Origin of the sequence: Glycomyces niveus (assembly GCF_017592475.1) — a bacterium.
GTDB lineage: Bacteria > Actinomycetota > Actinomycetes > Mycobacteriales > Micromonosporaceae > Glycomyces > Glycomyces niveus.
On the sequence record NZ_JAGFNP010000009.1, the window covers coordinates 135,797 to 158,919 of the forward strand.

21 protein-coding genes are annotated in these 23,123 nt (G+C 70.9%); 5 read left to right on the forward strand and 16 right to left on the reverse strand.

What is annotated here, in order from left to right:
• Genes J5V16_RS16445 through J5V16_RS16460 form a run of 4 tightly spaced genes read left to right on the forward strand, consistent with a single transcriptional unit; the run spans nt 1 to nt 3,417 of the window.
• On the forward strand, nt 1-807 hold the full coding sequence (locus J5V16_RS16445; RefSeq protein ID WP_208497531.1) for an ABC transporter permease: 807 nt from the start codon (nt 1-3) through the stop codon (nt 805-807).
• Nucleotides 804-1,598 carry an ABC transporter ATP-binding protein gene (locus J5V16_RS16450; protein WP_208497532.1) on the forward strand — a complete coding sequence of 265 codons (795 nt, stop codon included), beginning with the start codon at nt 804-806 and terminating at the stop codon, nt 1,596-1,598. Before J5V16_RS16445 ends, J5V16_RS16450 begins: the two co-directional genes overlap by 4 nt.
• The gene (locus J5V16_RS16455; protein WP_208497533.1) at nt 1,595-2,404 is read left to right on the forward strand and encodes an ABC transporter permease; all 810 of its coding nucleotides are present in this window, start codon (nt 1,595-1,597) and stop codon (nt 2,402-2,404) included. The genes J5V16_RS16450 and J5V16_RS16455 overlap by 4 nt, the downstream gene beginning before the upstream one ends.
• Complete coding sequence (locus J5V16_RS16460) at nt 2,401-3,417, forward strand: amidohydrolase family protein (RefSeq protein ID WP_208497534.1); 1,017 nt, start codon at nt 2,401-2,403, stop codon at nt 3,415-3,417. The genes J5V16_RS16455 and J5V16_RS16460 overlap by 4 nt, the downstream gene beginning before the upstream one ends.
• A 32-nt stretch (nt 3,418-3,449) precedes the next feature.
• On the opposite strand, the gene J5V16_RS16465 is transcribed toward J5V16_RS16460, so the two are convergent.
• The 15 genes from J5V16_RS16465 to J5V16_RS16535 form a co-directional block, all read right to left on the reverse strand.
• Nucleotides 3,450-4,004, reverse strand: coding sequence for a phage tail protein (locus J5V16_RS16465; RefSeq protein WP_208497535.1), 555 nt, complete (start codon nt 4,002-4,004; stop codon nt 3,450-3,452).
• Nucleotides 3,994-5,946 (reverse strand): putative baseplate assembly protein, encoded by a 1,953-nt coding sequence (locus J5V16_RS16470; protein ID WP_208497536.1) that lies wholly within the window; start codon nt 5,944-5,946, stop codon nt 3,994-3,996. Before J5V16_RS16470 ends, J5V16_RS16465 begins: the two co-directional genes overlap by 11 nt.
• Nucleotides 5,943-6,383, reverse strand: a complete 441-nt coding sequence (locus J5V16_RS16475; RefSeq protein WP_208497537.1) for a GPW/gp25 family protein — start codon at nt 6,381-6,383, stop codon at nt 5,943-5,945. Before J5V16_RS16475 ends, J5V16_RS16470 begins: the two co-directional genes overlap by 4 nt.
• A 1-nt stretch (nt 6,384) precedes the next feature.
• Nucleotides 6,385-6,666 carry a PAAR domain-containing protein gene (locus J5V16_RS16480; RefSeq protein ID WP_208497538.1) on the reverse strand — a complete coding sequence of 94 codons (282 nt, stop codon included), beginning with the start codon at nt 6,664-6,666 and terminating at the stop codon, nt 6,385-6,387.
• Nucleotides 6,667-6,684: 18 nt separating this feature from the next.
• Nucleotides 6,685-8,463 (reverse strand): VgrG-related protein, encoded by a 1,779-nt coding sequence (locus tag J5V16_RS16485; protein WP_208497539.1) that lies wholly within the window; start codon nt 8,461-8,463, stop codon nt 6,685-6,687.
• A 2-nt stretch (nt 8,464-8,465) separates the two neighbouring features.
• Nucleotides 8,466-9,206: a CIS tube protein gene (locus J5V16_RS16490; protein WP_208497540.1), complete on the reverse strand. Its 741-nt coding sequence runs from the start codon at nt 9,204-9,206 to the stop codon at nt 8,466-8,468.
• Nucleotide 9,207: 1 nt separating this feature from the next.
• Nucleotides 9,208-9,645, reverse strand: coding sequence for a phage tail protein (locus J5V16_RS16495; RefSeq protein WP_208497541.1), 438 nt, complete (start codon nt 9,643-9,645; stop codon nt 9,208-9,210).
• A gap of 17 nt (nt 9,646-9,662) precedes the next feature.
• The gene (locus J5V16_RS16500; protein ID WP_208497542.1) at nt 9,663-11,804 is read right to left on the reverse strand and encodes a hypothetical protein; all 2,142 of its coding nucleotides are present in this window, start codon (nt 11,802-11,804) and stop codon (nt 9,663-9,665) included.
• A gap of 154 nt (nt 11,805-11,958) precedes the next feature.
• The gene (locus tag J5V16_RS16505) at nt 11,959-12,117 is read right to left on the reverse strand and encodes a DUF6760 family protein (protein WP_208497543.1); all 159 of its coding nucleotides are present in this window, start codon (nt 12,115-12,117) and stop codon (nt 11,959-11,961) included.
• Nucleotides 12,114-12,545, reverse strand: a complete 432-nt coding sequence (locus tag J5V16_RS16510; RefSeq protein WP_243901328.1) for a hypothetical protein — start codon at nt 12,543-12,545, stop codon at nt 12,114-12,116. Before J5V16_RS16510 ends, J5V16_RS16505 begins: the two co-directional genes overlap by 4 nt.
• A gap of 3 nt (nt 12,546-12,548) precedes the next feature.
• Nucleotides 12,549-12,992 (reverse strand): phage tail protein, encoded by a 444-nt coding sequence (locus J5V16_RS16515; RefSeq protein ID WP_208497544.1) that lies wholly within the window; start codon nt 12,990-12,992, stop codon nt 12,549-12,551.
• A gap of 27 nt (nt 12,993-13,019) precedes the next feature.
• Nucleotides 13,020-14,534: a phage tail sheath family protein gene (locus J5V16_RS16520; protein WP_208497545.1), complete on the reverse strand. Its 1,515-nt coding sequence runs from the start codon at nt 14,532-14,534 to the stop codon at nt 13,020-13,022.
• Nucleotides 14,535-14,658: 124 nt separating this feature from the next.
• Complete coding sequence (locus J5V16_RS16525; RefSeq protein WP_208497546.1) at nt 14,659-16,650, reverse strand: ATP-binding protein; 1,992 nt, start codon at nt 16,648-16,650, stop codon at nt 14,659-14,661.
• The gene (locus J5V16_RS16530) at nt 16,647-17,291 is read right to left on the reverse strand and encodes a DUF4255 domain-containing protein (RefSeq protein WP_208497547.1); all 645 of its coding nucleotides are present in this window, start codon (nt 17,289-17,291) and stop codon (nt 16,647-16,649) included. Before J5V16_RS16530 ends, J5V16_RS16525 begins: the two co-directional genes overlap by 4 nt.
• Entirely contained in the window at nt 17,291-17,914 is a 624-nt protein-coding gene (locus J5V16_RS16535; protein ID WP_208497548.1) for a helix-turn-helix transcriptional regulator, read from the reverse strand. The genes J5V16_RS16530 and J5V16_RS16535 overlap by 1 nt, the downstream gene beginning before the upstream one ends.
• A gap of 249 nt (nt 17,915-18,163) precedes the next feature.
• Between J5V16_RS16535 and J5V16_RS16540 the strand changes: the two genes are divergently transcribed.
• Nucleotides 18,164-18,913: an eCIS core domain-containing protein gene (locus J5V16_RS16540; protein WP_208497549.1), complete on the forward strand. Its 750-nt coding sequence runs from the start codon at nt 18,164-18,166 to the stop codon at nt 18,911-18,913.
• Nucleotides 18,914-19,646: 733 nt separating this feature from the next.
• Here J5V16_RS16540 and J5V16_RS16545 read toward each other — a convergent pair.
• On the reverse strand, nt 19,647-23,120 hold the full coding sequence (locus tag J5V16_RS16545; RefSeq protein ID WP_208497550.1) for a hypothetical protein: 3,474 nt from the start codon (nt 23,118-23,120) through the stop codon (nt 19,647-19,649).
• Between the last annotated feature and the right edge of the window lie 3 nt (nt 23,121-23,123).

The window sequence follows — 23,123 nt, forward strand, 5'->3', positions numbered from 1 at the left end:
ATGGCGACCCGTACCGATCGGCCGCAGTGGCAGCGGCTCCTCGACTCCGACCGCAGCTACCAGGCGCTCACCTTCGTGCTCTTCGCGGCCGCGTGGCAGGTCTACGGCACGTACTGGGGCGGCCTGCTGGTCCCCACCTTCACCGAGACGGCGGCGGCCTTCGTCCGCCTGCTCGGCACGGCCGAGTTCTGGGACGCCCTCTGGGTCAGCAACCAGGCCCTCGCGCTGGGCTTCGCCTGCTCGGTGGCGATCGGCGTGCCCGTCGGGGTCCTGCTCGGCCGCTTCCGGCTCCTTGAACGCCTCACCGACGTCTACCTGAACATCCTGCTCGTGACGCCGATGGCGGCGATCATCCCGCTGCTGATCATGTCGGTCGGGTTCGGGCTGCTCTCCCGGGTCATCCTCGTCACGCTCTTCGCGGTCGTCATGGTCATCGTCAACGTGCGCTCCGGCGTCCGCCAAGTCGACCCCGGCCTGATCCAGATGGCGAAGTCCTTCGGCGCCACCGAAAGAGCAGTGTGGCGGGACGTCCTCATCCCCGGCGCGCTGCCGGCGATCATGACCGGCGTCCGGCTCGGCCTCGGCCGCGCCGTCACCGGCATGGTGATCGTCGAGCTCCTCATGGTCTCGCTCGCCCTCGGCGGCCTCATCCTCCAGTTCCGCGCCACCTTCGACGCCGCCGGGCTGTACGCGGTGATCGCCGCCGTCCTCATCGAATCGCTCGTCCTCATCGCGCTCGCGCAGTGGCTCGAGCACCGCATCGCGCCGTGGGCGCGGTCCACCCAGAAACGGAAGGCCCGCAGATGATCGAGATCACCGGACTCACGAAGACGTTCACCGGGCAGGACGGCGCGCCCGTCCACGCCCTCGGCGGCGTCGACCTCACCGTCCGCGAGAACGAGTTCCTGACCGTGCTCGGCCCCAGCGGCTGCGGCAAGACCACGATGCTCAAGATGATCGCCGGGCTCCAGACCTGGGACGCCGGGGAGATCACCGTCGCGGGCAGGCCCGTGCGCGGCCCCGGACCCGACCGCAGCATGGTCTTCCAGAACTTCGCGCTGCTGCCGTGGGCGACCGTGCTCGACAACGTCGCCTTCGGACTCAAGCTCAAAGGCGTCGGCAAGGCCGAGCGCAACGAGCGCGCCCGCGGCCTCATCGCGAAGGTCGGCCTCGCGGGCTTCGAGTCGAAGCGGCCCGGCGAGCTCTCGGGCGGCATGCAGCAGCGCGTGGGCATCGCCCGCGCCCTCGCCGTCGAACCCGAGGTGCTGCTCATGGACGAGCCGTTCGGGGCAGTCGACGAGCAGACCCGGCGGCTCCTCCAGGAAGAGCTGCTGTCGATCTGGGAGGCGAACCGCCTCACGGTCGTATTCATCACCCACTCGATGGAGGAGGCCGTGCTCCTGGGCGACCGCGTCGTCCTCCTGAGCGCCCGGCCGGGCCGGATCGCCGAGATCGTCGACGTCCCGCTCGACCGCCCGCGCTCCTCCGACATCGGCGGGCTCGAACGCTCCCGCGAGTACGTCGAGATCACCGCCCACCTGTGGGAGCGGCTGCGCGACATGCACGAAGAGCACCGCCTGGAAAGGGCCGCAGGATGACCGCCGCCTCCGCGAAACCGCACGCCGCGCCGTCCCTCCCGCGCCTCCGCCTGCGCCTGCCGCTCGGCCTGGTCTCGCTCGCCGTCGGCGCCGTGCTCTGGGAGATCGTGGGCCGCGCCGCCGCAGTGCCGTTCTTCCCGCCGCTCAGCGAAGTGCTCGCGACCCTGGCCGGCATGGTCGCGGACGGCGAGATCCTCGGCAACCTCCTGGTCAGCGTCGTCAACCTCGCGCTCGGCTTCGCCGTCTCACTCGTCGCCGGCCTCGCCGTCGGCACCGCGATGGGCCGTTACCGGCGGGTGAAGGCGTTGCTCGGCGTCTACGTGTACGCCCTGCTGACCGCGCCCGCGCTGGTGTTCGCGCCGATCTTCTTCTCGGTCATCGGGCCCGGACAGGCCTCCATTGTGGCCGTCGTCTTCATGTACTCGGCGTTCATCATGATCGTGAACACCGCCGACGCGGTCGAGCAGGTGCCCGAGCACCTGGTCGAGATGGCCCGCTCCTACGGCGCGAACGAATGGCAGCTCGTCACCCGCGTCATCCTGCCCGCCGCCTCGCCGATGATCCTCGCCGGCGTCAGGCTCGGCATGGGCCGGGCCGTCACCGGCATGATCAACGGCGAGATGTTCATCGCCGTCACCGGCCTGGGCCGCATCGTCACGCAAGCGGGGAAGCGCTTCGACGGCGCGGCCGTCCTCGCGATCCTCCTCGTCGTCATCGCCGTGGCGCTCGCCGCGGTCGCCCTCGTCCAATTCGTGGACCGCCGCCTCACCGGCTGGGTCCCCAGCACCGCGAAGGAATCCCGATGAAGATCGACGCGTACAGCCACATCCTCCCTCCCCGCTACTTCGAGGCCATGCGCGAGCACGCGCCCGACCTGAAGGCGCTCAAGCGCTGGCTCACCATCCCCGCACTCCACGACGTCGACGCGCGGCTGCGGATGATGGATGAGTTCGGCCCTGACTACCAGCAGATCCTCACCCTCTCCTCGCCGCCGGTCGAGACGATCGCCGGACCCGAGGAGTCGTGGCGGCTGGCCCGACTCGCCAACGAGGAGATGCGATCCCTTGTGGACGAGCACCCGTCCCGGTTCCCCGCGTTCGTCGCCGCGCTCCCCTTGAACGACATCGAGGCCTCGCTCGCCGAGATGCGGTACGCGATCGACGAACTCGGCGCGGTCGGCGTGCAGGTCTTCACCAATGTGAACGGCGTGCCGCTCGACGACCCGCGGTTCGCGCCGGTCTTCGCCGAGGCGGCCGGGCGCGGCCTGCCGGTGTGGATGCACCCGGCCCGCTCGGCCGCCGCGAGCGACTACCGGACCGAGGACCAGTCGAAGTTCGAGGTGTGGTGGGCGCTGGGCTGGCCCTACGAGACCAGTGTCGCCATGTCGCGCATGGTGTTCAGCGGCCTGCTCGAACGCCACCCGGACCTGGCGGTCGTCACCCACCATCTGGGGGCGATGATCCCGTACTTCGAAGGCCGCATCCGGCTCGGCTGGGCCGACCAGTTCGGCAGCCGCACCCACGGCTCCGAGGCCGCGGCCGTCCTCGATGGCCTGTCGAAGCCGCCGATCGAGTACTTCCGCTCGTTCTACGCGGACACGGCCCTCTCCGGATCGGCGATCGGCACCCGCTGCGGCCTCGAGTTCTTCGGCGCCGAGCACGTGCTCTTCGCCAGCGACTGCCCCTTCGATCCCGAAGGCGGCCCGATGTACATCAGGGAGATGATCCGCATCATCGACGGCCTCGACATCACCGAGGAGGACCGCGAGCTCATCTACGCGGGCAACCTCCACCGCATCACCGGCCACCGCCTGAAGTGAGCGGCAGCACCCGGGCGGCATCGCCGCCCGGACTAGCCGCTCGGGACCGCCCGCTCGATGCGCAACGTGAACGGCACGTGGGCCGGCACGTGCTCCGCTGCGGCACCGCGCAACCGGGACTCGTCCACAAGGGCAGGATCGGGGACGGCGACGGTGATCGTGACGTGCGGCGAGACCGGTGCGGCCTCGGGGTCGGTCGACTGGACCGAGGCGATCGTGCCGCCCTTGTCGGCGACCGTGACCTGGCCGCCGGTGAGGAGCCGCAAGTGCGTCGCCAGGCCGTGCCGGGTGCCGCGCCAGCGGTGGAGTTCCACCGCGTGGGCTACCAGGACCCGGCGCTGATCGACCGTCCACTGCTCCTGAACCGGCAGCGCCACCCACCCGGCCAGCCAGTCCAGGAGGTCCGGCGGCGCCAGCGCCGGGTCGAGGTAGGCCACGAACCCGTCGAGCGTGAGATGGACCGGCGCGAGGACCTCGTCGAGGGCCTGCGTGAAGCGGCGCGTGAAGTCGTCTTCGGCCAGCACACCCGGCAACCGGTCGGCGATGGGATGCGGGGTCGGCAGCCCGGGCGCGGCGCTACGAGGCACGGTCGTCCCCTTCCAGGATGCGCACTTGGTGCTGGAACGAGAACGCCAGGGCGTGGCCGGCGAGTTCGATGCGCTGCACCGGCCCGCTGCGGCGGCCGGTCGCCAGGTCGGCGGCGAAGAGCTGCACGTCCTCGACCATCGCGGTGCCCGGAAGCCGTTGCAGCACAGCGAAGACCTCGCCCGACTGCACCGGGCGGCCGAACGGCCAGCCGGCGCCGTCGAGGCCCCCGGTCACCGGGTTGAGGTAGGCGTAGAGGGCCTCCAAGGCCTCGCCGCGCAAAGCCTCGGCGACGACGCCGGCGGCGGCCCGCAGCTGGGCCACGACCGTGACGCCGTCGTACTGCGGCGGGCCGACGCGCACCGTCGCGCCGAGGCAGCGGCGCGGCTCGATATAGGAGCCGATGCGGTTGACCAGGTCCGCATCGGGCGTCAGCCGGTGCACATCGGGACTCGTGTCGAGCGCGACGTCCGGCACCACGAGCAGCCGGATCTCGCCCGGCCGTTCAGGCACCGGCACGCACCGCACCCGCGCCGCGTCGGGCGCGGCCTGCTTCGCGAGGTACTCGTAGTCCTCGACCGTCACGGCCCGGTCGCGGGTGCGCAGGAGCATCGGGCCTCGCGCGGACGCGTTGGCCACCGACTCGCCGTCGACGCCGCCCGTCGCCGGACCCCGGTTGACGACCCGCGTCACGAACGGGATCGGGTCGCGCTGGACGTTGAGCAGCCCGCGCGCGACGTTCCCGGCCTTGCCGCCGCCGCTGCGGTACTGGGGGACCCGGATCGGCGCGGCCTTGGGCGGCACCGCCCCGAAGTTGCGGATGGCGCCGTCGTCACCGCGCACCGCCGGGCCGAATCGAAGCTCGCCGTTGATGGCGTCGAGCACGAAGTGCCGCGACTCGGGGCCGGACTCGGCGAAGCTCTCGACCTGGTGCCACTGCTGCCAGTCGTCGCCGCCCGCGACCTCGACCACCAGTGGTTCGCCGCCGCTGACGACGGGCCGGTGGGCGAGCTGGAATCGCTGGCCCGGAACGCCTTCCGAGAGCCCCACGACCTCGTCGGCGACGAGCCCGGCGTGCGAGGCCTCGATGGTGCCGCCGATCGTGGCGGCCACGGCGGTCATGAGCCGCGGCGAGTCGCGGTAGAACGGCCGGTCCTCGGCGCGCACGAGCCGCGCGCGGAGCCAGCCGGCGCGCTGGCGCTCCAGCAGCGCCTCGCGGTGGCTCGGCGGCACATGCACGACGGTGATGCCGTCCTGGTTGAAGCCGCCGGTCGAATCGGACTCGATCTCGCAAGGCGTCCAAGCGGTCCCGTCGAAGGCATCCCAGATCCACGGCGGCCGTTCGGGGTCGACGCCGACGCCTTCGGCGTGGCAGGCGACGCGCAGCTGCACGGCGCAGCGCGGCACCGCGTTCGAGAGTCCGAAGTAGACGCAGTCGCCGTCGGCCGGGGCCTCCTGGAAGCAGCGCAGGCCCTCGCCGGAGACGAGCTGCCCGGTCTGGTCGCTCAGCCGGCCGATCGTGCCGCCGGTGAGTACGAGCGCCAGCGAGCACGGGACGATCGCCAGATCGGCCTCGGTGCGGAACACCACGGGCGCTTCGGTGCCGCCCGACTGGTCGGTGGCGACCTGCGAGCCGCGCGGGACCGGCACCGTCTGGTCGCGGGCCGCCGAGAGCCAGTACGTGACCGGCGTGCGCGCGGCCGTGGGCGGGTACAGCTTGACGCCGATGAGGTCGAGGAACCGCAGGTAGTGCAGGTCCGGGACACGGTTGAGGCGGTACAGGAGCTGGTCGGTCATCATCGCGAACGTCTCGATGAGGGTCACGCCCGGATCGGAGACGTTGTGGTCCGTCCACTCCGGGCAGCGCTGCTGCACCAACCGCTTGGCCTCGTCGACCAGGTCCTGGAACCGGCGGTCATCCAAATTGGGCACTGGCAGGCTCATGGGGCCGCCTCCTGGGTCTCGGGGCTCTCGTGCGATCCGATGACGTAGAACGGGAACACCAGGTTGCGCGGGTCGTTGTCGCCGCGCACGGTGTAGGACAGGTCGATGTTCAGCCGGCCGCGCCAGGCCTGGTCGAACGTGACGACCACGTCGGTGAGGCTGATGCGCGGCTCCCACCGGGTCAGCGCGACTCGCACCTCGTACGCGATCTTCCCGGCCGTCGCCGAGTCGGCGGGCGCGAACACGAGATCGTGGATGGCGCAACCGAACTCGGGGCGCATCGGCCGCTCCCCGGGGGCCGTGGCCAGGATCAGGTGGATGCTCTCGATCAGCTCGCGCTCGCCCCCGACGAGGGCCACCGACCCGGTCGCGTCGGTGCGCAGCGGGAAGGCCCAGCCGGAGCCCACGAACGCGGGCGGGTCGACGATGCCGGCCATGTCATCCTCCGATCAGTACGGTCGGGCAGCCCTGGATGATCGGCGCCCCGCAGGCGGAGAGGTCGCCCATGCGCGCCGCCGGCATGCCGCCGATGAGCACCGTCGGGCATCCGGGAGGCAGGATCGCCGACGGCGGATGCGGTGGCGTGGAAGGCATCGAGCACGCGTGCATGTCGCCGACGACGGCCGCCGGCGCGCCGCCGATGAGCACCGTGGCCTTGCCCGGGCCTGTGACGACCCCGGGGTGGCCGGTCGGGTCGCCGACCCTCGCCGCTGGCGGCATGGCCGCCTCCTCTCTCGATCAGTTGATGCGGACGATGCCGCCGCGGACGGTGACCGTCCCCGACGCGGACAGTTCGGCGGAGCCCTGGCCCGCGACCTTGACGGTCGCGCCGCTGACCTCGACGCCGGCCTGCCCGGTGACTTTGACCTGCGACCCCGAGAGCTCGAGGTTCCCCTGTCCGGCGTCGATCTTGACGCCCATCCCGCTGACCTTGACCTGGCCCGAGCACTCGAGTTCCAGGACCTGCCCCGAGGCGTCCATCTTCAAGAACAGCTTGCCGTCCCCAGTGGACAGCAGGATGCCCTTCTTCGACGGATCGTCGATGAGCTCGAGCCGGTGGTGCTCCCGGGACACCAGCGCCCGCACGCCGATGTTCCCGCTGGTCCCGTCGACCGTGGGCGCCTCCAGCTTCGGCGGCTCGTCCTTGCCGTTGTGCAGGCCGCCGAGGACGTACGGGTGGTCGAGATCCCCGTCGGCGAAGCCCACGAGCACCTCGTCGCCCACTTCCGGGATCGTCCACAGCCCCCGGGTCGCTCCGCCCCCGGCCGAGACCATGCGCGCCCACGTGGTCGTGAATTCTTTCGACAACCACGGCAGCGTGAGCTTGACCCGGCCGAGGTTCATCGGGTCACGGGTGTCGCTGACCACTGCGGACACCAGTCCGTTGGGGGCGGCATCGCCGCCACCGCGGGAGGTCAGCCCGTACAGGGTCCGCTCGGCCCGGCCCGAGACGGTGAACGCGGTCGTGTAGCCGTCGTGCTCGTTGAACACGTGCCGCGCGCTGGTCAGGGTGTACTTGCCGCCGAACGGCTCCGAGACGTTCGCGAGGGTCACCCCCGCGCCGGGAACCAGCTTCGGGTTGCCCTTGGCCACGCCGTCCAGCTCCACAGCGGTAGCGCCCAGCTCGGCCGCCAGCGCCTTCGCATAGGTCTCCACCAGCCCCTGCGTGTTCAGGCTCGTGCCCGCCTCGAGGTACGGCGCGGCCTTGAACATCCCGGCCAGCTTCACCGGATCAGCGCCGTCCACTTGCGATCCCGCTGTGGTCGGCTTCGCGGTCGCGGACAGCTCCGTCTTCTTCTCGAAGCTCCAGCCGCGCACGTTGACCTCGCTCACCTGCTCGGCGGCGGACACCGCCGCGCGCAGCGCGATCAGGTTCACGCCCGGTTCCAGCACGAGCGGATCGGTTGCGGCCGTGGCGTTCTCAGGCGGCGCTCCGGCGGGCGAACCGGGCAGTCGGAAGTTCAGCTTCCCGTCGGACGCGGTGACCTGCGCGCCGACCCGGTCGGCCAGCCGCGACAGGAACTCCCAGTCCGAGACGTTGTCCTGGCTGAGCTGCGACTCGGAGGTCGTGCCGTACCCCTGCACCGAATCGATGGTCCCGGGCTGGAGTCCGGCGCGCTGCGCGACCCGCCGTACCACGTCGGCCAGGGACATGTTCGGATAGGCGGCGACGCGCCTGCCGCGGAACAGCCGGTGCGCCGGGTCGAGCCCGCGCACTTCGAGGAAGGTCCCGGCGGCGTCGAAGTCGATCTCCATCGCCACCACCTCGCCGGACATGAGCCGCTGCGGGCTCCCCGGCTCGGCGGACTGCACCGCGACCTCCACTTTGGATCCGATCTTGAGCCGGGCCTTGTTCACCACGACCTTCTCGGGGTCGCGGAATCGGAGGTGGCACGCGTCGGGCAGGTTCCGGCTCGCCGTGACCGTCGCCTGCGTGAGCATGGTGGCGACGTCGGCGGGCAGCGGCGAGCCCTCGATCCTCACCTGCAGTGTGTTCGCGAAGCTCTCGTTGGCCACGGCTACCTTCCGTCCCCGGCCGGGACCAGCAGTCGCGACCCGGGACGCAGCCGCGCCGGGTCGTCGATGCCGTTGGCCTCGGCGATGAGCCGCCACCGGTTCGGGTCCCCGTAGGCCCGGTACGCGATCGACGGCAGCGAATCGCCCGCGACGACCACGTGGGTGCTGCGGGCTTCGAGCGACCCTGAGGTCGGGTTCTGGCCGGGCGTCGACCCGGAGATCTCCTCGAGCTTGACGGTGCACACCGCGCGCACGGGGGTGCCGCTGGGCGTGAAGAGCGTGTACTTGGCGGCGACTTCGCTGGCGAACGCCGGGAAGCTCGTCAACCCTCCCCAGTGGAAGATCACCCACGGCGGCGAGCCCTTGTCGTTCGAGAGGCTCTTCTCGGTCGGCACCACGCACGAGAACAGCTTCTCGACGGCCTTGACCACGGAGTCGTCCATCGCGGCGGTCGCGTCGAGGAACATCTCCACGCTCAGCTTGCACGGGTCGGACCCGGTGAACTCGGGCGGCCCGGACCGCTCGGCGTTGCGCTGCGCCTCGCGCTTCCACTTGGCGTTCTTGGTGAGCGAGAGCTCCTTGGGGTTGAACTGGAAGTCGATCGTGCCCAGCGTCTCGTTGCTCGGCGTCGCCGTCCCGCCGTCCGACGGCGGCTCGCGCAGCTCCAGGTAGGCGTGCTGCAGATTCGACTGGTCGCCCGCCGAGGCGCCCGGCGCGGTGAACGTGACCGGTGACCCGCCCATGTCAGCCTCCCGATCCCGGCGCGAGGAATCCGTGGTGCGCCAGCTCCAGGGTCTCGATCGCGACCTTCGCGCTGTCGAGCGAGAGCTGCGGCCCGCTCCACTTCACCGGGATCACGTCGACCAGCGCCCACCTCGCGATGACCTTGCCTTCGGCGGTGCGCGCCTCGATGGTCGCGGTCTTGCGTTCGATGCCGGAGGCCATGGAGCCGAACCAGTCCGCGATCTTGGCGCTCTGCTCGGTGAGCGGGCGGCTGAGCTTCACATTGGAGTACTTGATGCGGGTCGGCAGCTGCCAGACGTAGCCGTTGTTGCCGCCCTCCTCGCGCTGCTCCATGACGATCTCGCAGCCGAGCCCGTCGCAGCTGTTGAAGGAGCCCAGGTCCTCGTCGTCGATGCTCACGACGAAACTCACGGCCACGGCGTGGATGTCGGCGGGCATGTCGGGTCCTCCAGTCGTCACAGGTCGGTCAGTCGGCCGCGCCGTTCGCGGTCGACGCGCAGGTCGGCCCGCAGCCGACGCACGAGCGGTTCGTACAGGACCGCCAGCAGCGCAGCGGGATCGGCGGCGGGGGCGGCCGCGGCGGCGGCCGGTGCCGCAGTGGCGGTTGCCGGTGCGGCGTCGGCGGTCTGCACCGAGACCGGCTGCGGGGGAGCGGCGACGCGCTGCACGACGGCCTGGACAGGCTCCACGGGCTGCGGCGGGGCGGGCTCGGCCATCGCCTGGACCGGCGCAGGTGCGGCGGCTACCGGCAGCGGCTCTTCCACATGGAGCCGTTGGGCCACGGTCGTCTCCGGGCCACGCCCTTGACCCACCGCAGCCGAAGCGGACTGCGCGATCCGCTGAACGGCAGCGACCGTCCCCGGGGCGACGGGCCCGGAAGCGGGTGCGCCGCCGAACGGGACCGGTGCGAGGTCGGCTTGCGGTACCGGTGACGGCATGTGCGACCAGGTCGACCGCTGTGCGACGGCCGACCCGGGTTCGCTTGCCCGGGGCTCGGGCGGCGCGCTGGCGGCAGGCGCGGTCTCGGTGAATGCGGCAGCGAGGGGCCGCGAGCCGAGGAGCGGCGCCTCCGGCCCCGGCTCGGGCGCATAGAGCGGCTCCGGCGCTTCGATCGACCGGGACACCACCGGCATCGCCTCGGACGGCGGGGCACTGCGCATGACCATGACCGGCGGCGGCAGCGGCCGGGCGGGAGCGCTGGACGAGCTCGGCGCGGCCTGTGGGACCGACACGCCGAACGCTGCGGGCACGGCGACGGGAAGCCCGAGACCGGACGAGGGCGAAGCGGCAGGATGAGGCTGCGGGTCCGGGACCTCGGGCGACGACGATGCGCCCTCGAGACGCTGCACGAACTGCTGCAGCGGCAGTTGGACACCCGAAGGCGTTCCGGTCGGGCTCAGCGGACGGTTCGATCGGTCGCCTGCGCGCTGCACCGAGGGCCTCGGACCGCTCATCGGCGATCCGAGGCCGAGACGCTGGACGTGGGACTCGGCGCTCGGTTGCGAACGCGTTCGGTCGGCGATGAGGGGAGCGATCGGCGCCTGCGGCTCGGCGGGCGGCGCCTCGTCTCGGATCGTCTGCACGATCGGGGCCGCGAGCCCCGTCGCCCCGAGCAGCGGCGCGGTCTCGCCCTCCGGCTCCGCGAACGGAGCGCTGGTGTCCGGTGCAGCAGGCCCCGGAACGAGTGGCCCGGCAAGGCCCTCCGGCGCCAGAGGCGACGACGAAGCGGGTTCCGCCGGGGAGAGGTCCATATCGCCGAGAAGCGGGGCGGTCTCGCCGGTGGACCGCTGAACAGCCGGAGCCGAGTGCCGGCCGTCAAGCGGGGCGGGACGAGGAGCGGCCACGACGGGCAGCTCGCGACGCTCGGGCGGGTCGGTGGAGGCGAGCAGTGAGGCGAAGACCGGCTGAGCAGGTGCGGGTGACGGGGGGAGCGGGGCTTGCGGAGCGATCGGAGGGTGGTCACCGATGAGCATGCGCTGCACGGCGAACGGCGGCGTCACCGGCTGTACCGGAAGCGGAGCAGTCGGGGCGGAGGCCACTTCGAGCGGCTGGTCGAAAGACCGGCTCGGCGCTGGCTCGGGCAGCCGCTGCGCGCTCGGCATGGGACCGAGCGGCGACGAAGGAGCTTGCGGCTCAGAGCGAACCGGCAGTTCTGGCGTCGGGGCCGCCTCAGTCGGGGCGGCAGCGTCAGACTCGGGCAGGTTGACCTGCGGCAGCGAGCCGCCGAGGAGCGGGCGGTCCTCGGCCTCGGCGGCCGGGGCGGGGTCGGGCGACGCAAGAGGCGGGTCGGCGTCGATGCGTTGGAGCGCGATCGGACCGGCATCGCCGGGCGACCGGTGCGGTTCCGTCTGCCCCACGTCGGATGCGGTCCGCTGCAGGGATCGGACCGGAGTCGGCGGATCGGTTCGGACCGCCCTGCGCTGCAGGCCGATCCGCCTCGGTTCAGGGGGTGCCGCAGGCGCAGGCTCGATCGCGCCCGAAGGCCCCGCCGGCATCACCGCGTGCCCGAGCGGCGCGAGATAGGTGGGGTCCTGCCAGGAGGCGAGGCGCGAGCTCAGCGAGTCCGGCGGGTTGACGAGCCACTGGTCGCCGACCATGCGCTGGAGTGGCGGCAATTGCCGCCACTCGGCGCGTGCGGGCGCATAAGGCGCGGGAGCGGACTCCCGCGAGGACTCCTCGGCGCGCCGACGATTGAACGGCCACATCAAGACTCACCTCCCCAGATCAAGTCGAGCCCCCACCTGAAGCGCCTCACCTGCCGTCGTTGACCCGGGCGTTGAGGGCGGCGATCCGGGCCACGTACCGCTGCCGGTCCGGATGCTCGAGATCCAGGATCTCGTCGAGGCCCCAGTGGAAGTAGTAAGCCACGTACCCGATCTCCTCCTCGATCCGCTCGACCGGGTACGTCATGATTCCCCCAGGCGCCCGCCCGAGAGGTCCACATCGAACGAATGCGCGCACTCCGGGCACGTCACCCCCGCCCTCGTATGCCCCTCCGAGTTGACCCGGCGGTACATGTCCTGCAGGAACGCCAGATCGGAGGCGAAGAGGCTCTCGATCACCCCCGTGTGCACGTCCGTCACCGACCCGATCCGCGTCACCACCCTGGCCAGCAGCACCACCGTCAAGTACGCGGCGTTCTCCCGGACCCGGTCGTCCCGCAAGGGGATCAGCTCGTCCCGGGCCGTCGCCAGCCGCATCACCCCCGAGGTGTGCGTCGTGCCCGACCCGTCGACGTAGCCGCGCGGCAGCTCGAACGCGAACTCCGTCCGCAGTGGACGCCGCGCCTCGCCCTCCTCGGTCCCGCTGTCGGGCGTCGCCGTCATGGTGCGTCGCATCGGCTACCCCGGCTTGATCTCTTCGCAGGAGATGACCAGCTTCTCGGTCAGCACGCTCGTGTCGCCCGCCTTCATCGCGCCGATCTCCAGGCTCTTGGGCCACGCGTTGGTGAGGTTGTACCGCTTCACCTCGGTGCCCTCGTAGTCGAAGATGATGATCGACGCGCCCTTCCTGGCCTCCGACATCTGCCCGAAGTGGCAGGTCTCCACCCACTTCTCGAAGCTGTTGTCGCTCGTCAGGCCCCGCGTGACGGTGATGTCCGCCGGCTTGGGCCGCCCGGGCAGCTTGTTGTGGACGTACTTGCCGTCCGGCGTGTTCAGCTTCAGGTCGATGACGTCCTGCTCCCATTTCAGGCCGCTGATCTCCGTGATCCCCTTGATGACGATCCCGTCGACGTCGATGCCGAACGAATGGCCTACGGCCGTGTTGAGATCGATGAACGACATGATGCACCAGCTCCTCTACCTGCCGTGTCACTCACTGACTTCGCTTGCCCCGCCTGAGAACTGGGACAGCCTGAAGATGACGAACTCCGCCGGCTTCACCGGTGCGACGCCGATCTCGCAGACCACCTGCCCGGCGTCGATCGACTCGGCGGTGTTGTTGTCCCTGTCGCACTTGACGAAGAACGCCTCGTTCGGGGTCAGCCCGAACAGCGCGCCCTTGCGCCACTCCATGACCAGGAACGACGAGACCGTGCGCCGGATCTTCGCCCACAGCGCGTCGTCGTTCGGCTCGAACACCACCCACTGCGTACCGCCGAGGATCGACTCCTCGAGGTAGTTGAACAGGCGCCGCACGTTCAGGTACCGCCACGCCGGGTCGCTCGAGAGCGTGCGCGCGCCCCACACCCGGATGCCCCGGCCCGGGAACGCCCGGATGCAGTTGATCCCCTCGGGGTTCAGCAGCTCCTGCTCGGCCTTCGTCAGATGCGTCTCGACCAGGATCGCGCCGCGCACGACCTCATTGGCCGGTGCCTTGTGGACACCGCGTGTCTCGTCGTTGCGCGCCCACACGCCGGCCATGTGGCCGCTCGGCGGGACGAACTCGTTGCCGCCCGTGGCGGGGTCGAACACCTTGACCCACGGGTAGTACAGCGCCGCGTACTTCGAGTCGTAGCCGGCGTAGTCGACGCGCCAGTCCTTGACCTGCTGCGGCGACAGCCCGGGAGGCGTGTCGAGGACGGCCATGCGGTCGCCCATGAGCTCGCAGTGGGCGATGACCGCCAGCTGGACGGCCTTGACGGCCTCCAAGTCGAGCACGCCGCGCTGGTAGGCGCTCATGAGGTCGGGGACGCAGACCATCGTGACCTCGTCGACCGCTTCGAGGCCGCCGAGGCCGGAGCGGTCCGAGACGTCTCCCGTGTAGTCCTCGGGGACGATGCGCTCGGGCACGGCCGGGACCGGAGGCGGCGCGGTGAGCGCGACGGTGCCCTTGGCGGGCTGGGTCGCGGTGGCGACCTCGGTGAGGGTGATGACCTTCGACCGCTCGGCGACGGCGCGCACGACGTTGTCCTTGCCGCGCTTGACGGTCACGTCGGGGTACTGCTCGACCTGCTTGCCGTCGACCTTCACGGTCAAGGTGAACCGGTCGGCCGGCTTGCCCTCGGCGGCATCGCCGATCTCGACGCTCACGTCGCGGTTCTCGGCGCCTTCGACCGCGACGGCGCGCAGGCCGCCGATGACCGCCTGCGGTCCCGAGACCGGTTCGGCCCCATCGGGTCCGGCGGCGCCGATGCGCACGATGTAGCAGTTGCCGCCGCCGTTGAGGAAGTAGCCGTAGACGGCGTGCGCCAGGTAGCAGCCTTCGACGAACTCGCCGAACAGCCGCGTGTACTGGCTCCAGTTGGAGACCAGCGTCGGGGTGTTCACCGGGCCTTTCGCGGCGAACCCCACGAAAGCGGCGACTGCGGTGCCTACGCCCTCGATGGGGCGGGAACCGCCGTCGACCTCTTCGACATAGACACCCGGTGACAAGTACGTTGGCATGCCGCGCCTCCTGTGGTCGGTACAGCACCGATCGTGCCGTCGCTCTCCGGTTTCCGTACGGGCCTTACGGACCCGCGTGAGGGAAGACGTGACTGCCCCGACGGGCAGCCGCGCGTCCGGCCGGTCAAATGACCAGCTCCAGGTAGTCGCCGAACTCGCGCTCCAGGCAGAGTCGGCCGAGTTTGCGGTACTCGCGGGCGACGGCCGCGACGACGGTGGCCATGGTGGCGCGCCCGCCCGCTTCGGCGGTGAGGTACCCGGCGGTGACGGCCGCGGACCTGATGTGGCCGCCCGCGAGCTCGAACGCGTCGGCGAGGAACTCGAGGTCGAGGTCGGCCGCGCGCGGCATCGCCCTCCCCAGGCACCGGTCCCACAGCAGCAGGCGCTGCTCGGGATCGGGCACGGGGAAGTCCACGACGACGTCGAGCCGCCTGGTGAAGGCCTCGTCCAGGTTCGCGCGCAGGTTGGTCGCGAGGATCGCCAGCCCCTCGAAGGACTCCATGCGCTGCAGCAGGTACGCACTCTCCACATTGGCGTAGCGGTCGTGCGCGTCGCGCACTTCCGAGCGTTTGCCGAAGATCGCGTCGGCCTCGTCGAACAGGAGCACCCCGTTGACCCCTGCCGCTTCGGTGAAGATCTTCTCGAGGTTCTTCTCGGTCTCGCCGATGTACTTGTCCACCACCGTGGCCAGGTTGACCGTGTACAGGTCCATGCCGAGATCGGCCGCGATGACCTCGGCCGACATGGTCTTCCCGGTGCCCGAGTCGCCCGCGAACAACCCGGTGACGCCCATGCCGCGCCCGCCCCCGGGCCGCATCCGCCACTCGTCGAGCACGAGGTCGCGGCGCCTGGCCCGCACGGCGAGTTCGCGGATGCCGTCGAGGATCGGCGGCGGCAGCACGAGGTCGTCCCAGCCGACGGCCGGTTCGATGCGCCTGGCGAGGTGTTCGAGCCCGGCGGCGTTCTGGCTGCGCACGCCGTAGCGCAGGTGCTCGGCGCGGATCGGTCCGCCTTCGGCGCGGGCGAGTTGCGCGGCGGCTTCGGCCGCGCGGTTGATCTGACGCACCGAGAGCGTGAAGTGCGCGGTCTCGGCGGCGAGGTCGACGCCTTCCGCCAACGCCTCGCCGGTCGCGTCCCGCCACAGGTCCGCGCGCTCGGCGCGGGTGGCGACGCCGACGCTCAACAGCAGCGGCTGGCGGCGGCTCCATTCGGGGTCCCAGCCGCCGGAGCCGAACAGCACCAACGGCACCGGCACCTGGTCGAGGCGCGCGAGCAGGGCCGCGCACGAGCCCGCGTCGACCGGTCCGGCGACGATCCCGGCCCCGCGCAGCACCGCTTCGCGGGCGAGCGCGGTGGCGGTCTCGGCCAGTTCTTCGGGTTTCGGCAGCAATCGGCAGTCGACGGCGAGCGTCGCGCGGCCCGAAGCGGCGAACGCGGCTGCGGCGGCCGCTGCAGCGGACCCGCCCAGTCCCTCATGCAGATAGACGAACCCGGTCCCGGCCGCGATCGCCGAGGCGAGCCGCTCGTCTCCGCAGGAGACCGGTGTCGTGGCCTCGACCAGAGGTGCCGCCACGGGGTCGCAGCCGTCGCCGCCGAGCAGGTGCGCGGTGACGCGGTCGGGCACTCGCAGCGACCGCGTCAGGAGCGGTCTTTCGATGTCGCCCACGGTGACGAGGCCGGAGGCGATGAGCGGCGAGGCCGCCTCGAAGCGGGCCCGGCCCTGCACCTCGGCTTCGGCGAGTCCGCACAGTCGAAGCGCCAGGCCGACGGTGGCGCGGCGGCGGGTCACGTCGTCGTTGAGGTAGCCGTAGAACTGCTCGAAGCGGCTGTCCACATCGGGCGCCATGGCGACGAGCAGCAGTTCCACGTCGAGGTCCGTCAGCTGCGCGGCCGCGGCCAGCGCGGTCAGCCGCGAAGGTCCCGCATCCGCCGCCTCTGGCGGCGCGAACGGCTCGCGCCGCCCCTCCAAGAGCGCGTCGATGGCCTCGTCGGACAGGTAGAGGCCCCGGAACTGGTCGTCGGGGTTCGGGTCGGCGGCGCGCCGTTCGGCGACGGCCTGGCGGAGGCGCTGCTCGACCGCCCCGATGCGGGCGAGCAGGCCTTGCAGCTCGGTCATCGGGGCCGCCGGGTCATGGCGACCTCGTGCTCGTCGCCTTCACCGGGGGTCACGTGGTGCTGCACCGGTTCGTCGCCGTCCACTTTGAGCCCGACGCCGCCGGTGGCGGGCGGCCCGGCGGGGAAGACGCGGCCGGAGTCGATGGGCGCGCTGACGACGATGTCCAGGGACGGTTTGAGCTCGCCGCCGAGGGCGGTCCACACGTCGGCGAAGGCGCGGTCTTCGGGCGGCGGCAGTGCGACCGTCATCGGCACCGGCAGCCCGATCTCCTCGAGCGAGCCGGTGAGCGTGCGCGCGGGCAGCGACTCGTGTTTGAGGAACCCGGCGAGCATCACGGACAGGAGCCGATGCTCGTCCTCGGGCCGCTGCGTCCAGGCGGTGAGCAGATAGGACAGTTTGATGTACCGGGGCGGCAGCCGCCTGGCGGCGACGGTCTTGTCCTCGCGGTACTCGTTGACCAGGCCCCGGCTGCGGCGGCGCAGGTCTTCGCGGATGTCGTAGAGGAACGCGTTCACGGTGGGCGCGTTGCGCCTCGACGCCCATTCCTTGGTGGGCGCGTCGAAGGCGACCTCGACGCCGCTGCCGGCCAGGGCGTCCTCGACGATGACGCGCCGGAGCGCGGAGTCGACCTCGTGGATCATCAGATGAGTCCGTTCCGCAGCGCGTAGGCGACCGCGTGGGCACGGTTGCGCAGGTGCAGGCGGCTGGTGATGTCGTGGAGGATGTTCTTGATCGTGCGCTCGGAGTAGGAGAGCTTCGAGGCGATCTCGACGGTGTCGAGCCCTTCGGCGACGAGGCGCACGACCTCGATCTCGCGGTCGGACATGCCGCACAGCCGCATGCCCATTGGGGCGAGGATCTGGCGCTGGAGCTGCCCGACCTGACTGAGCAGGCGGCCCAGGAGGTCCGGCGGGACGGTCCCTTCGCCCTTCGCGGCGGCGGCGATGACGGCGACGAGGCGGTCCGGGGTGGCCTCGCTGCGGCGTACGATCCCGGCGACGCCTACGTCCATGATGGAGGCGAGGTCGGATTCGTCGACTCGGCCGCAGACGGCGACGAGCCACGGCACGCCGCCGCGCTTGAGGGTCCGCAGCGATTGCAGGGCCTCCTCGTCGACCGCGTCGGAGGCGACTATGCCGACATCGGCGCGGTCGCGTTCGGACTCGTCGAGCACCAGCACCTCCGGGCGCGGGCGCAATTGGCTCGCGAGTCCGGCGTGGCAGATGGGGTCGCTCGCGCTGATGTAGACGGGCACACGGTTCATCGACCTCTCCCAGGGGTAACGGGGGTGGTGGGGCACTGCGAGCAGTGTCGCCGTCGTCGCTCAACGTGCGCTCAACCGGCGCTCTCCCACCCTCTGAAAGCGACCGGTGACGGAATGAAATGCCCGAACGGGCAGGGGCGTCGGCCCGTTCGGCCGGTGCCCCGCCTCTTGCCCTGCGGGGACTTGCGGTGGAACCTGGAGGTCTCTGACACCGCTGCGCCCGGTGCGGGCGCGAGGAGGCGAACCGCCATGCGCGACCACGGCCACGAGTTCGAATCCGATTCCTTGCGCCCCAAGGCGGACCGGATCGACCACTCCGAGTTCGAGCCGACCTTCCCGGCGGCGGCCCTCGGCCGCACCGACGTGCTCGGCGCCGAAGGCATGCTCGGCCTGCAGCGCGCCGTGGGCAACGCGGGCGTGGCCACCATGATGGAGGAGGAGCGCTCGCCCGTCCACGACGTCATCGGCTCGGGGGGCAGCCCGCTCGACCTCGACACCCGCACTGACATGGAGAGCCGCTTCGGCCAGGACTTCTCCAACGTGCGCGTCCACACCGACTCCGCCGCGAGCGAGTCGGCGAAGTCGGTCAACGCCCAGGCTTACACGGTCGGGTCGGACATCGTCTTCCAGAGCGGCAACTACAACCCGGGCAGCGACTCGGGCAAGCACATGCTCGCCCACGAGCTGACGCACGTCGTCCAGCAGCGCAGCGGCCCCGTCGACGGCTCCGACGCCGGCGGGGGAGTGAAGGTCAGCGACCCCTCGGACCGCTTCGAGCGCGAGGCCTCGGCGAACGCCGACGCCATCATGTCCACCCCGGCCCCGGCCGCCCCGGTGCAGCGCTGCGACGACGGCTGCGGCGACGCCGACGTCCAGCGCCTCGCCGACCCGACAGTGCAGAGGGAAGACGCCCCCGAACCGGCCGAAGAGGACCCGGAGGCGATGGCCCAGACCTACGTGCAGCGCGAGGCGGAAGAAGAAGAGATGACCGACGCCTAGGGCTGGTGCTCGGCCTGGCGCGCCTTTGACGGCTCCCTGGTCTCTGACCGGTTGCGCTCAAACCGATCAGCGACGCAGGGGTGGGCGGCGGGGTCGGCTTGGGCGGCGGTTGCCAGGGCCGATTCGAATCGGTCTGGCCCGGCGCTCGATTCGAGTCGGTCTGGACGGCGTCCCTCCGCTTCGGGCGGCTTCTCGCCTGAAACGGCCCAGCCCCGGCCGGCTTCGGATCCGCCCGCCCCGACTCGGCCCGGCTCGCCCCGGATCCGCTCGCCCTGGGCCGGCCTGGTTCCGCCTCGACCGGACCTGTTTGAACTTGGGATGCAGCCGGATTGGGGGAATGTGAATGCTTTCTCGTCTTGTGGGTGATGTAGTCGCAGGTGCATGCCTGGATAATTGAGAGTACGTACAGGGATACGGAATCCGTGTAGGTGAACGAGATGGTGGTAAGCAGACTACGACATAAGCCTCTGGCCATCTGCCTGCATTGCACGGACGTCGTGTTGCGTTGGAACAGACACCTTCGCTCTCGGCTACGGACCTGAACGGTGCTACCCGCTGAACCGTCCTGACAAGGACGGTCAGTCGGGATGCCACCGGACCGCTCACATGCGCCGGGGATGCGGGCTGCAGCAATGCAGTCCTAGGCATCTCCCGTCGTGCAGCACAATGGGCACTTCCGGCTCCTCAGCTTCGTTCGGCTGCTGAGAAACTCGGATCGTGCGCTCGTACCAGGTTAGGGGCGGCCGTCCGGGCCGGTGAAGGCCGGGATGATCACCTGGGCCAGGTAGTTCTCACGGACGCCCGTGTTCAGGTCGGCGGAGCCCTTGCTCGAGTTGCACGAGGAGCAGAGCCCGACGAGGTTCCCGGCGCTGGTCCAGAAGAGGTTGCGCGCCGCCTGCCCGCCCTTGCGGCCGTCGATGTTCCAGTGGTTCGCGACCGACCTCCGGTGGTCGACCGACCATTCCGCCGCCGCGGCCGGGTGGGGGACCCTCCGCAGCGGGTCGCTGTGCGTGCGCCAGCCGGGGCAGGTGAACGTACCGGACGGCGCGGGAAGCGCCGACCGGTAGTCGCCGCCGGGGTTGGCGTAGAAGATCTGGCGCACGGCGTGATACTCGTTCCGCAGGTCCAACCCGTTGAGCGTGTACGCCGTCTGCGTCGCGGTGCCTCCCGCATCGACGAGTTTCGGGCCGCCGGCCGTGACGTTCGCGAGGAACTCCTGGACGCGGAACCCGGGGCGGCCCTCGCTGGACTGGCTGCGGCCGCCGTAGCCCCTTTCGTTGTCGTAGGTCAGGATCACGAAGCCATGCGCCTCCTGGATCTCGGTGACCTGCGCGACGCGCCCGGAGGAGACGACCTTGAACCGCTTGCCTAGGTGCGTCCGCGCCTGCGCGATTTCCGCCGGCGAGGCGACGCCGACCGTGGTGCGCGCGTGGCCGACCTTCTTCGGTGCGCTGGCGGTCGCGATGATGTCGAACTGACTCGGGTCCTCGCGGTTGGGGACCGCAGTGAGGGTCCGGAGGCCCTCGGGCCGCAGCGTCGTGAGCACGTTCGCGACGACGCGGTCGAGGCCCGCCTTGTCCTCGAAGCGGGCCGCGGTCGGACCGGTGAGCATGTCCTCGGCCTTGCGCTTGACGGCCTCGCTGCGGGCGGTGTCCCCGCCGCGGCCCGTGAGCCTCCGGAAGAGGCTCTTGCCGATCTTCACGATCGTGCCGATGACCTTGTCGATCACCTTGCCGACCGGTTCTTGGACCTTCTGGAGGATGCCGCGGATCTTCTCGGAGATGCCGCCCAGCCCCAAGAGGCTCGCCATGAAGCCGATGACCATCGGCAGCGCCTTCGCGAGCGCGCCCTCGATCAGGGCCGAGACCGCGCCGCCGCCGCCGGAGGCGATCGAGTCGATGCCGTCGAGGACCGCGTCGACGAACTCCTTGATCTGGGCCGCCTGGTTCACGAAGAACATCACGATGTTGTAGATCGCCTGGCAGGCCTTGATGAACGCCGCCGCCGGGTTGAGCATCGAGATGATCCAGACGATGCCGGCCTGGATGATCTTGGAGACCACGAACTCCTTGATCTGGCCGAGCACCATCTCCTTGAGATCCCCGAGCTTCTCGACGATCCAGCGCCACAGCCCCGGCACTCCCTCGGTGACGAGGATCTGGACGACCTCGACCATCTGCTCGAGCCGGGCCATGACCGGTTCGGGAATGAACCGCACGATGCGCGCGCGGATCGCCGGCCACGTCAGGCCCAGAATGGACAGGACCATCTTGAGGATGCCCTTGACGTCGAACTCCTCCGGGATCTCGATGCCCGCGCTCGACAGGCTGCCGAGCAGCCAGGCCTTCAGGCCCGCCTGGAGGTGGGTGGCGATGTTGGCGCCGAAGGCCAACACGCCGTTCTTGACGGCCGTGACGAGGTTGCCGAGGAAGCCGATCGGGTCGGCGATGATCTTGTCGATCGCGCCCGCGGCGCGGGCGAGGACGCCCAGCAGCATGTCCTTGAGCTTCGTGATGGTGTCGATCGCGCCTTCGACGGCGTCCACGGCCTGGTCGCGCCAGCTGCGGTGCTCCGCTTGCAGCTCTTGGACCCTCGCGTCGACCCCGGCGCGCGCTTCGGCGTACTTGGAGGCGAGGTCTTCGGCGAGCGCGGAGGACTTCTCGGTGACGGAGGCGTCGAGCGACTCGAACTGGTCGCCCATCTCGCCCGCGGCCTCTTGGGCGATGTTCCGGAGTTCGCGGGGCTGCTCGGCGACGAACCGGGCGACCTGGTCGCGGCCGAGCTGGATGCGGGCGGTGGCCTTGTCGAGTTCGGCGCCGATGACATCGGCGATGTTGGAGATGACCTTCTGCATCTCCCGCTCGTAGGTCTTGGCGGCGTCGGTGAAGATCTGCAGCACTTCGGGCCGGGTGGGCCGGAACTTGTCCGCGATCCACGTGACGAGGTCCTGCGCGTCCTCGTATTCGCGCATGCGCCGCTGGTGGTCGGCCTCGAACACCGCGCGGGCCTTGGCTTCTCCCGCCGTGAAGAGCGTGTCCACCTTGGCGTCGATGCCCCCGAGGATGCCGTCCACTTCGGTCTTGGTGGTGTCGAAGATCCGCTTGATCTCGCCGCTGATGCGCGCCCGCTCGCGCTCGTCCCGGCTCTTCGCGGCGTTCTTGTTCGACCCGGCCCGGCCGATCGCGCGGGCGTTGTCGCCGACCATGCCGGTGACGCCCGCGGCGCCGGCGGCCTGCGCGCCTGCGACGTTCGAGGTCAGCTGCGCCTGCTCGTCGGCGCGCATCTGCGCGGGCGCGGTCGCGGCGTGCTCTTCGGCCTTGCCCTTCGCGTCGGCCGCGCCCATGAGTTCGGGCTCGTTCGAGTTCTTGAGCTGCGTCTCGGTGACGCCCGCCCCGGCCATCTTCTCGTTCAGCTCGCACTTGGTCGACCCGAGCTCGGTCTGCTCGGCCGGGGCCTTGTCCGGGATCGCCTTCTTCCCGTCCGGCGGCTTGAGGTCGGGGGCGGGCTTGGGCGGGGTCATCGGCGTGACCGGCTTCTCCACGGCCGCACCGGGGTCCGGCGCCTTCTTGCTGGAGTCGGCGATCTCCTTGCCCGACTTGTCCTTCCCCTCGGTCACCATGCCGCTGACCTGGTTCTTGATCTCGCCGGCCTTGCCGGAGGACGCGAAGTCGGTGGCCTCCTCGTTCGTCTGCGGCCGCTGGGCCGCGATCGCCTCGGTGACGGCGGCGATGAACGCGGCCTTGTCGAACCCGGCGGGCTTGGCCTGAGCCATCTCGGCGGTGTGCGCGGCCTTCGCCTGCGCCTCGCGGTCGTCGGCGGGCGGCTCGGCGGCGGCCTGGGCCTCGCCGACCTCGTGCTGCGCGTTCGGATGTGCCTTGGCGGTCTTGCCCTTGCGCGCGACGTCCTTTTTGACCTGCTGGAACTTCGGGTCCTGATCGGCGGTGGTCCCGGGCGGGGCGACCGGTGGGGCCGGGCACGACCCGGCGTCCCGCTGCACCGCCATCGCGGGCTGCGCATTCGGTTGCGGCGCTTCGGTCTTCTTGGCGTTGATCATCTTCGACACGGCGGCGTTGCCGGCGGCGGCCTGCAGCCACAGCAGCTGGCCGACGCCCCCGGCGGGCCGCGCGGGGTGCGGGTGCGGTTTGCGGGCAGGGGCGGGAGCCGAGTGCGTCCGCTCGGCCGTCGCTCTCAAGGTCCCGCTCGCCACCGT

What these genes read in the sequence shown, in the direction of transcription:
- J5V16_RS16455 (WP_208497533.1), top strand. Translation starts at nt 1,595, where the DNA reads ATGACCGCCGCCTCCGCGAAACCGCACGCCGCGCCGTCCCTCCCGCGC.
- J5V16_RS16500 (WP_208497542.1), bottom strand. Translation starts at nt 11,804, where the DNA reads ATGGTCGGCGACCAGTGGCTCGTCAACCCGCCGGACTCGCTGAGCTCG.
- J5V16_RS16480 (WP_208497538.1), bottom strand. Translation starts at nt 6,666, where the DNA reads ATGCCGCCAGCGGCGAGGGTCGGCGACCCGACCGGCCACCCCGGGGTC.
- J5V16_RS16450 (WP_208497532.1), top strand. Translation starts at nt 804, where the DNA reads ATGATCGAGATCACCGGACTCACGAAGACGTTCACCGGGCAGGACGGC.
- J5V16_RS16470 (WP_208497536.1), bottom strand. Translation starts at nt 5,946, where the DNA reads ATGAGCCTGCCAGTGCCCAATTTGGATGACCGCCGGTTCCAGGACCTG.
- J5V16_RS16505 (WP_208497543.1), bottom strand. Translation starts at nt 12,117, where the DNA reads ATGACGTACCCGGTCGAGCGGATCGAGGAGGAGATCGGGTACGTGGCT.
- J5V16_RS16535 (WP_208497548.1), bottom strand. Translation starts at nt 17,914, where the DNA reads ATGAACCGTGTGCCCGTCTACATCAGCGCGAGCGACCCCATCTGCCAC.
- J5V16_RS16515 (WP_208497544.1), bottom strand. Translation starts at nt 12,992, where the DNA reads ATGTCGTTCATCGATCTCAACACGGCCGTAGGCCATTCGTTCGGCATC.
- J5V16_RS16525 (WP_208497546.1), bottom strand. Translation starts at nt 16,650, where the DNA reads ATGACCGAGCTGCAAGGCCTGCTCGCCCGCATCGGGGCGGTCGAGCAG.
- J5V16_RS16495 (WP_208497541.1), bottom strand. Translation starts at nt 9,645, where the DNA reads ATGCCCGCCGACATCCACGCCGTGGCCGTGAGTTTCGTCGTGAGCATC.
- J5V16_RS16475 (WP_208497537.1), bottom strand. Translation starts at nt 6,383, where the DNA reads ATGGCCGGCATCGTCGACCCGCCCGCGTTCGTGGGCTCCGGCTGGGCC.
- J5V16_RS16530 (WP_208497547.1), bottom strand. Translation starts at nt 17,291, where the DNA reads ATGATCCACGAGGTCGACTCCGCGCTCCGGCGCGTCATCGTCGAGGAC.
- J5V16_RS16460 (WP_208497534.1), top strand. Translation starts at nt 2,401, where the DNA reads ATGAAGATCGACGCGTACAGCCACATCCTCCCTCCCCGCTACTTCGAG.
- J5V16_RS16510 (WP_243901328.1), bottom strand. Translation starts at nt 12,545, where the DNA reads ATGCGACGCACCATGACGGCGACGCCCGACAGCGGGACCGAGGAGGGC.
- J5V16_RS16490 (WP_208497540.1), bottom strand. Translation starts at nt 9,206, where the DNA reads ATGGGCGGGTCACCGGTCACGTTCACCGCGCCGGGCGCCTCGGCGGGC.
- J5V16_RS16540 (WP_208497549.1), top strand. Translation starts at nt 18,164, where the DNA reads ATGCGCGACCACGGCCACGAGTTCGAATCCGATTCCTTGCGCCCCAAG.
- J5V16_RS16520 (WP_208497545.1), bottom strand. Translation starts at nt 14,534, where the DNA reads ATGCCAACGTACTTGTCACCGGGTGTCTATGTCGAAGAGGTCGACGGC.
- J5V16_RS16445 (WP_208497531.1), top strand. Translation starts at nt 1, where the DNA reads ATGGCGACCCGTACCGATCGGCCGCAGTGGCAGCGGCTCCTCGACTCC.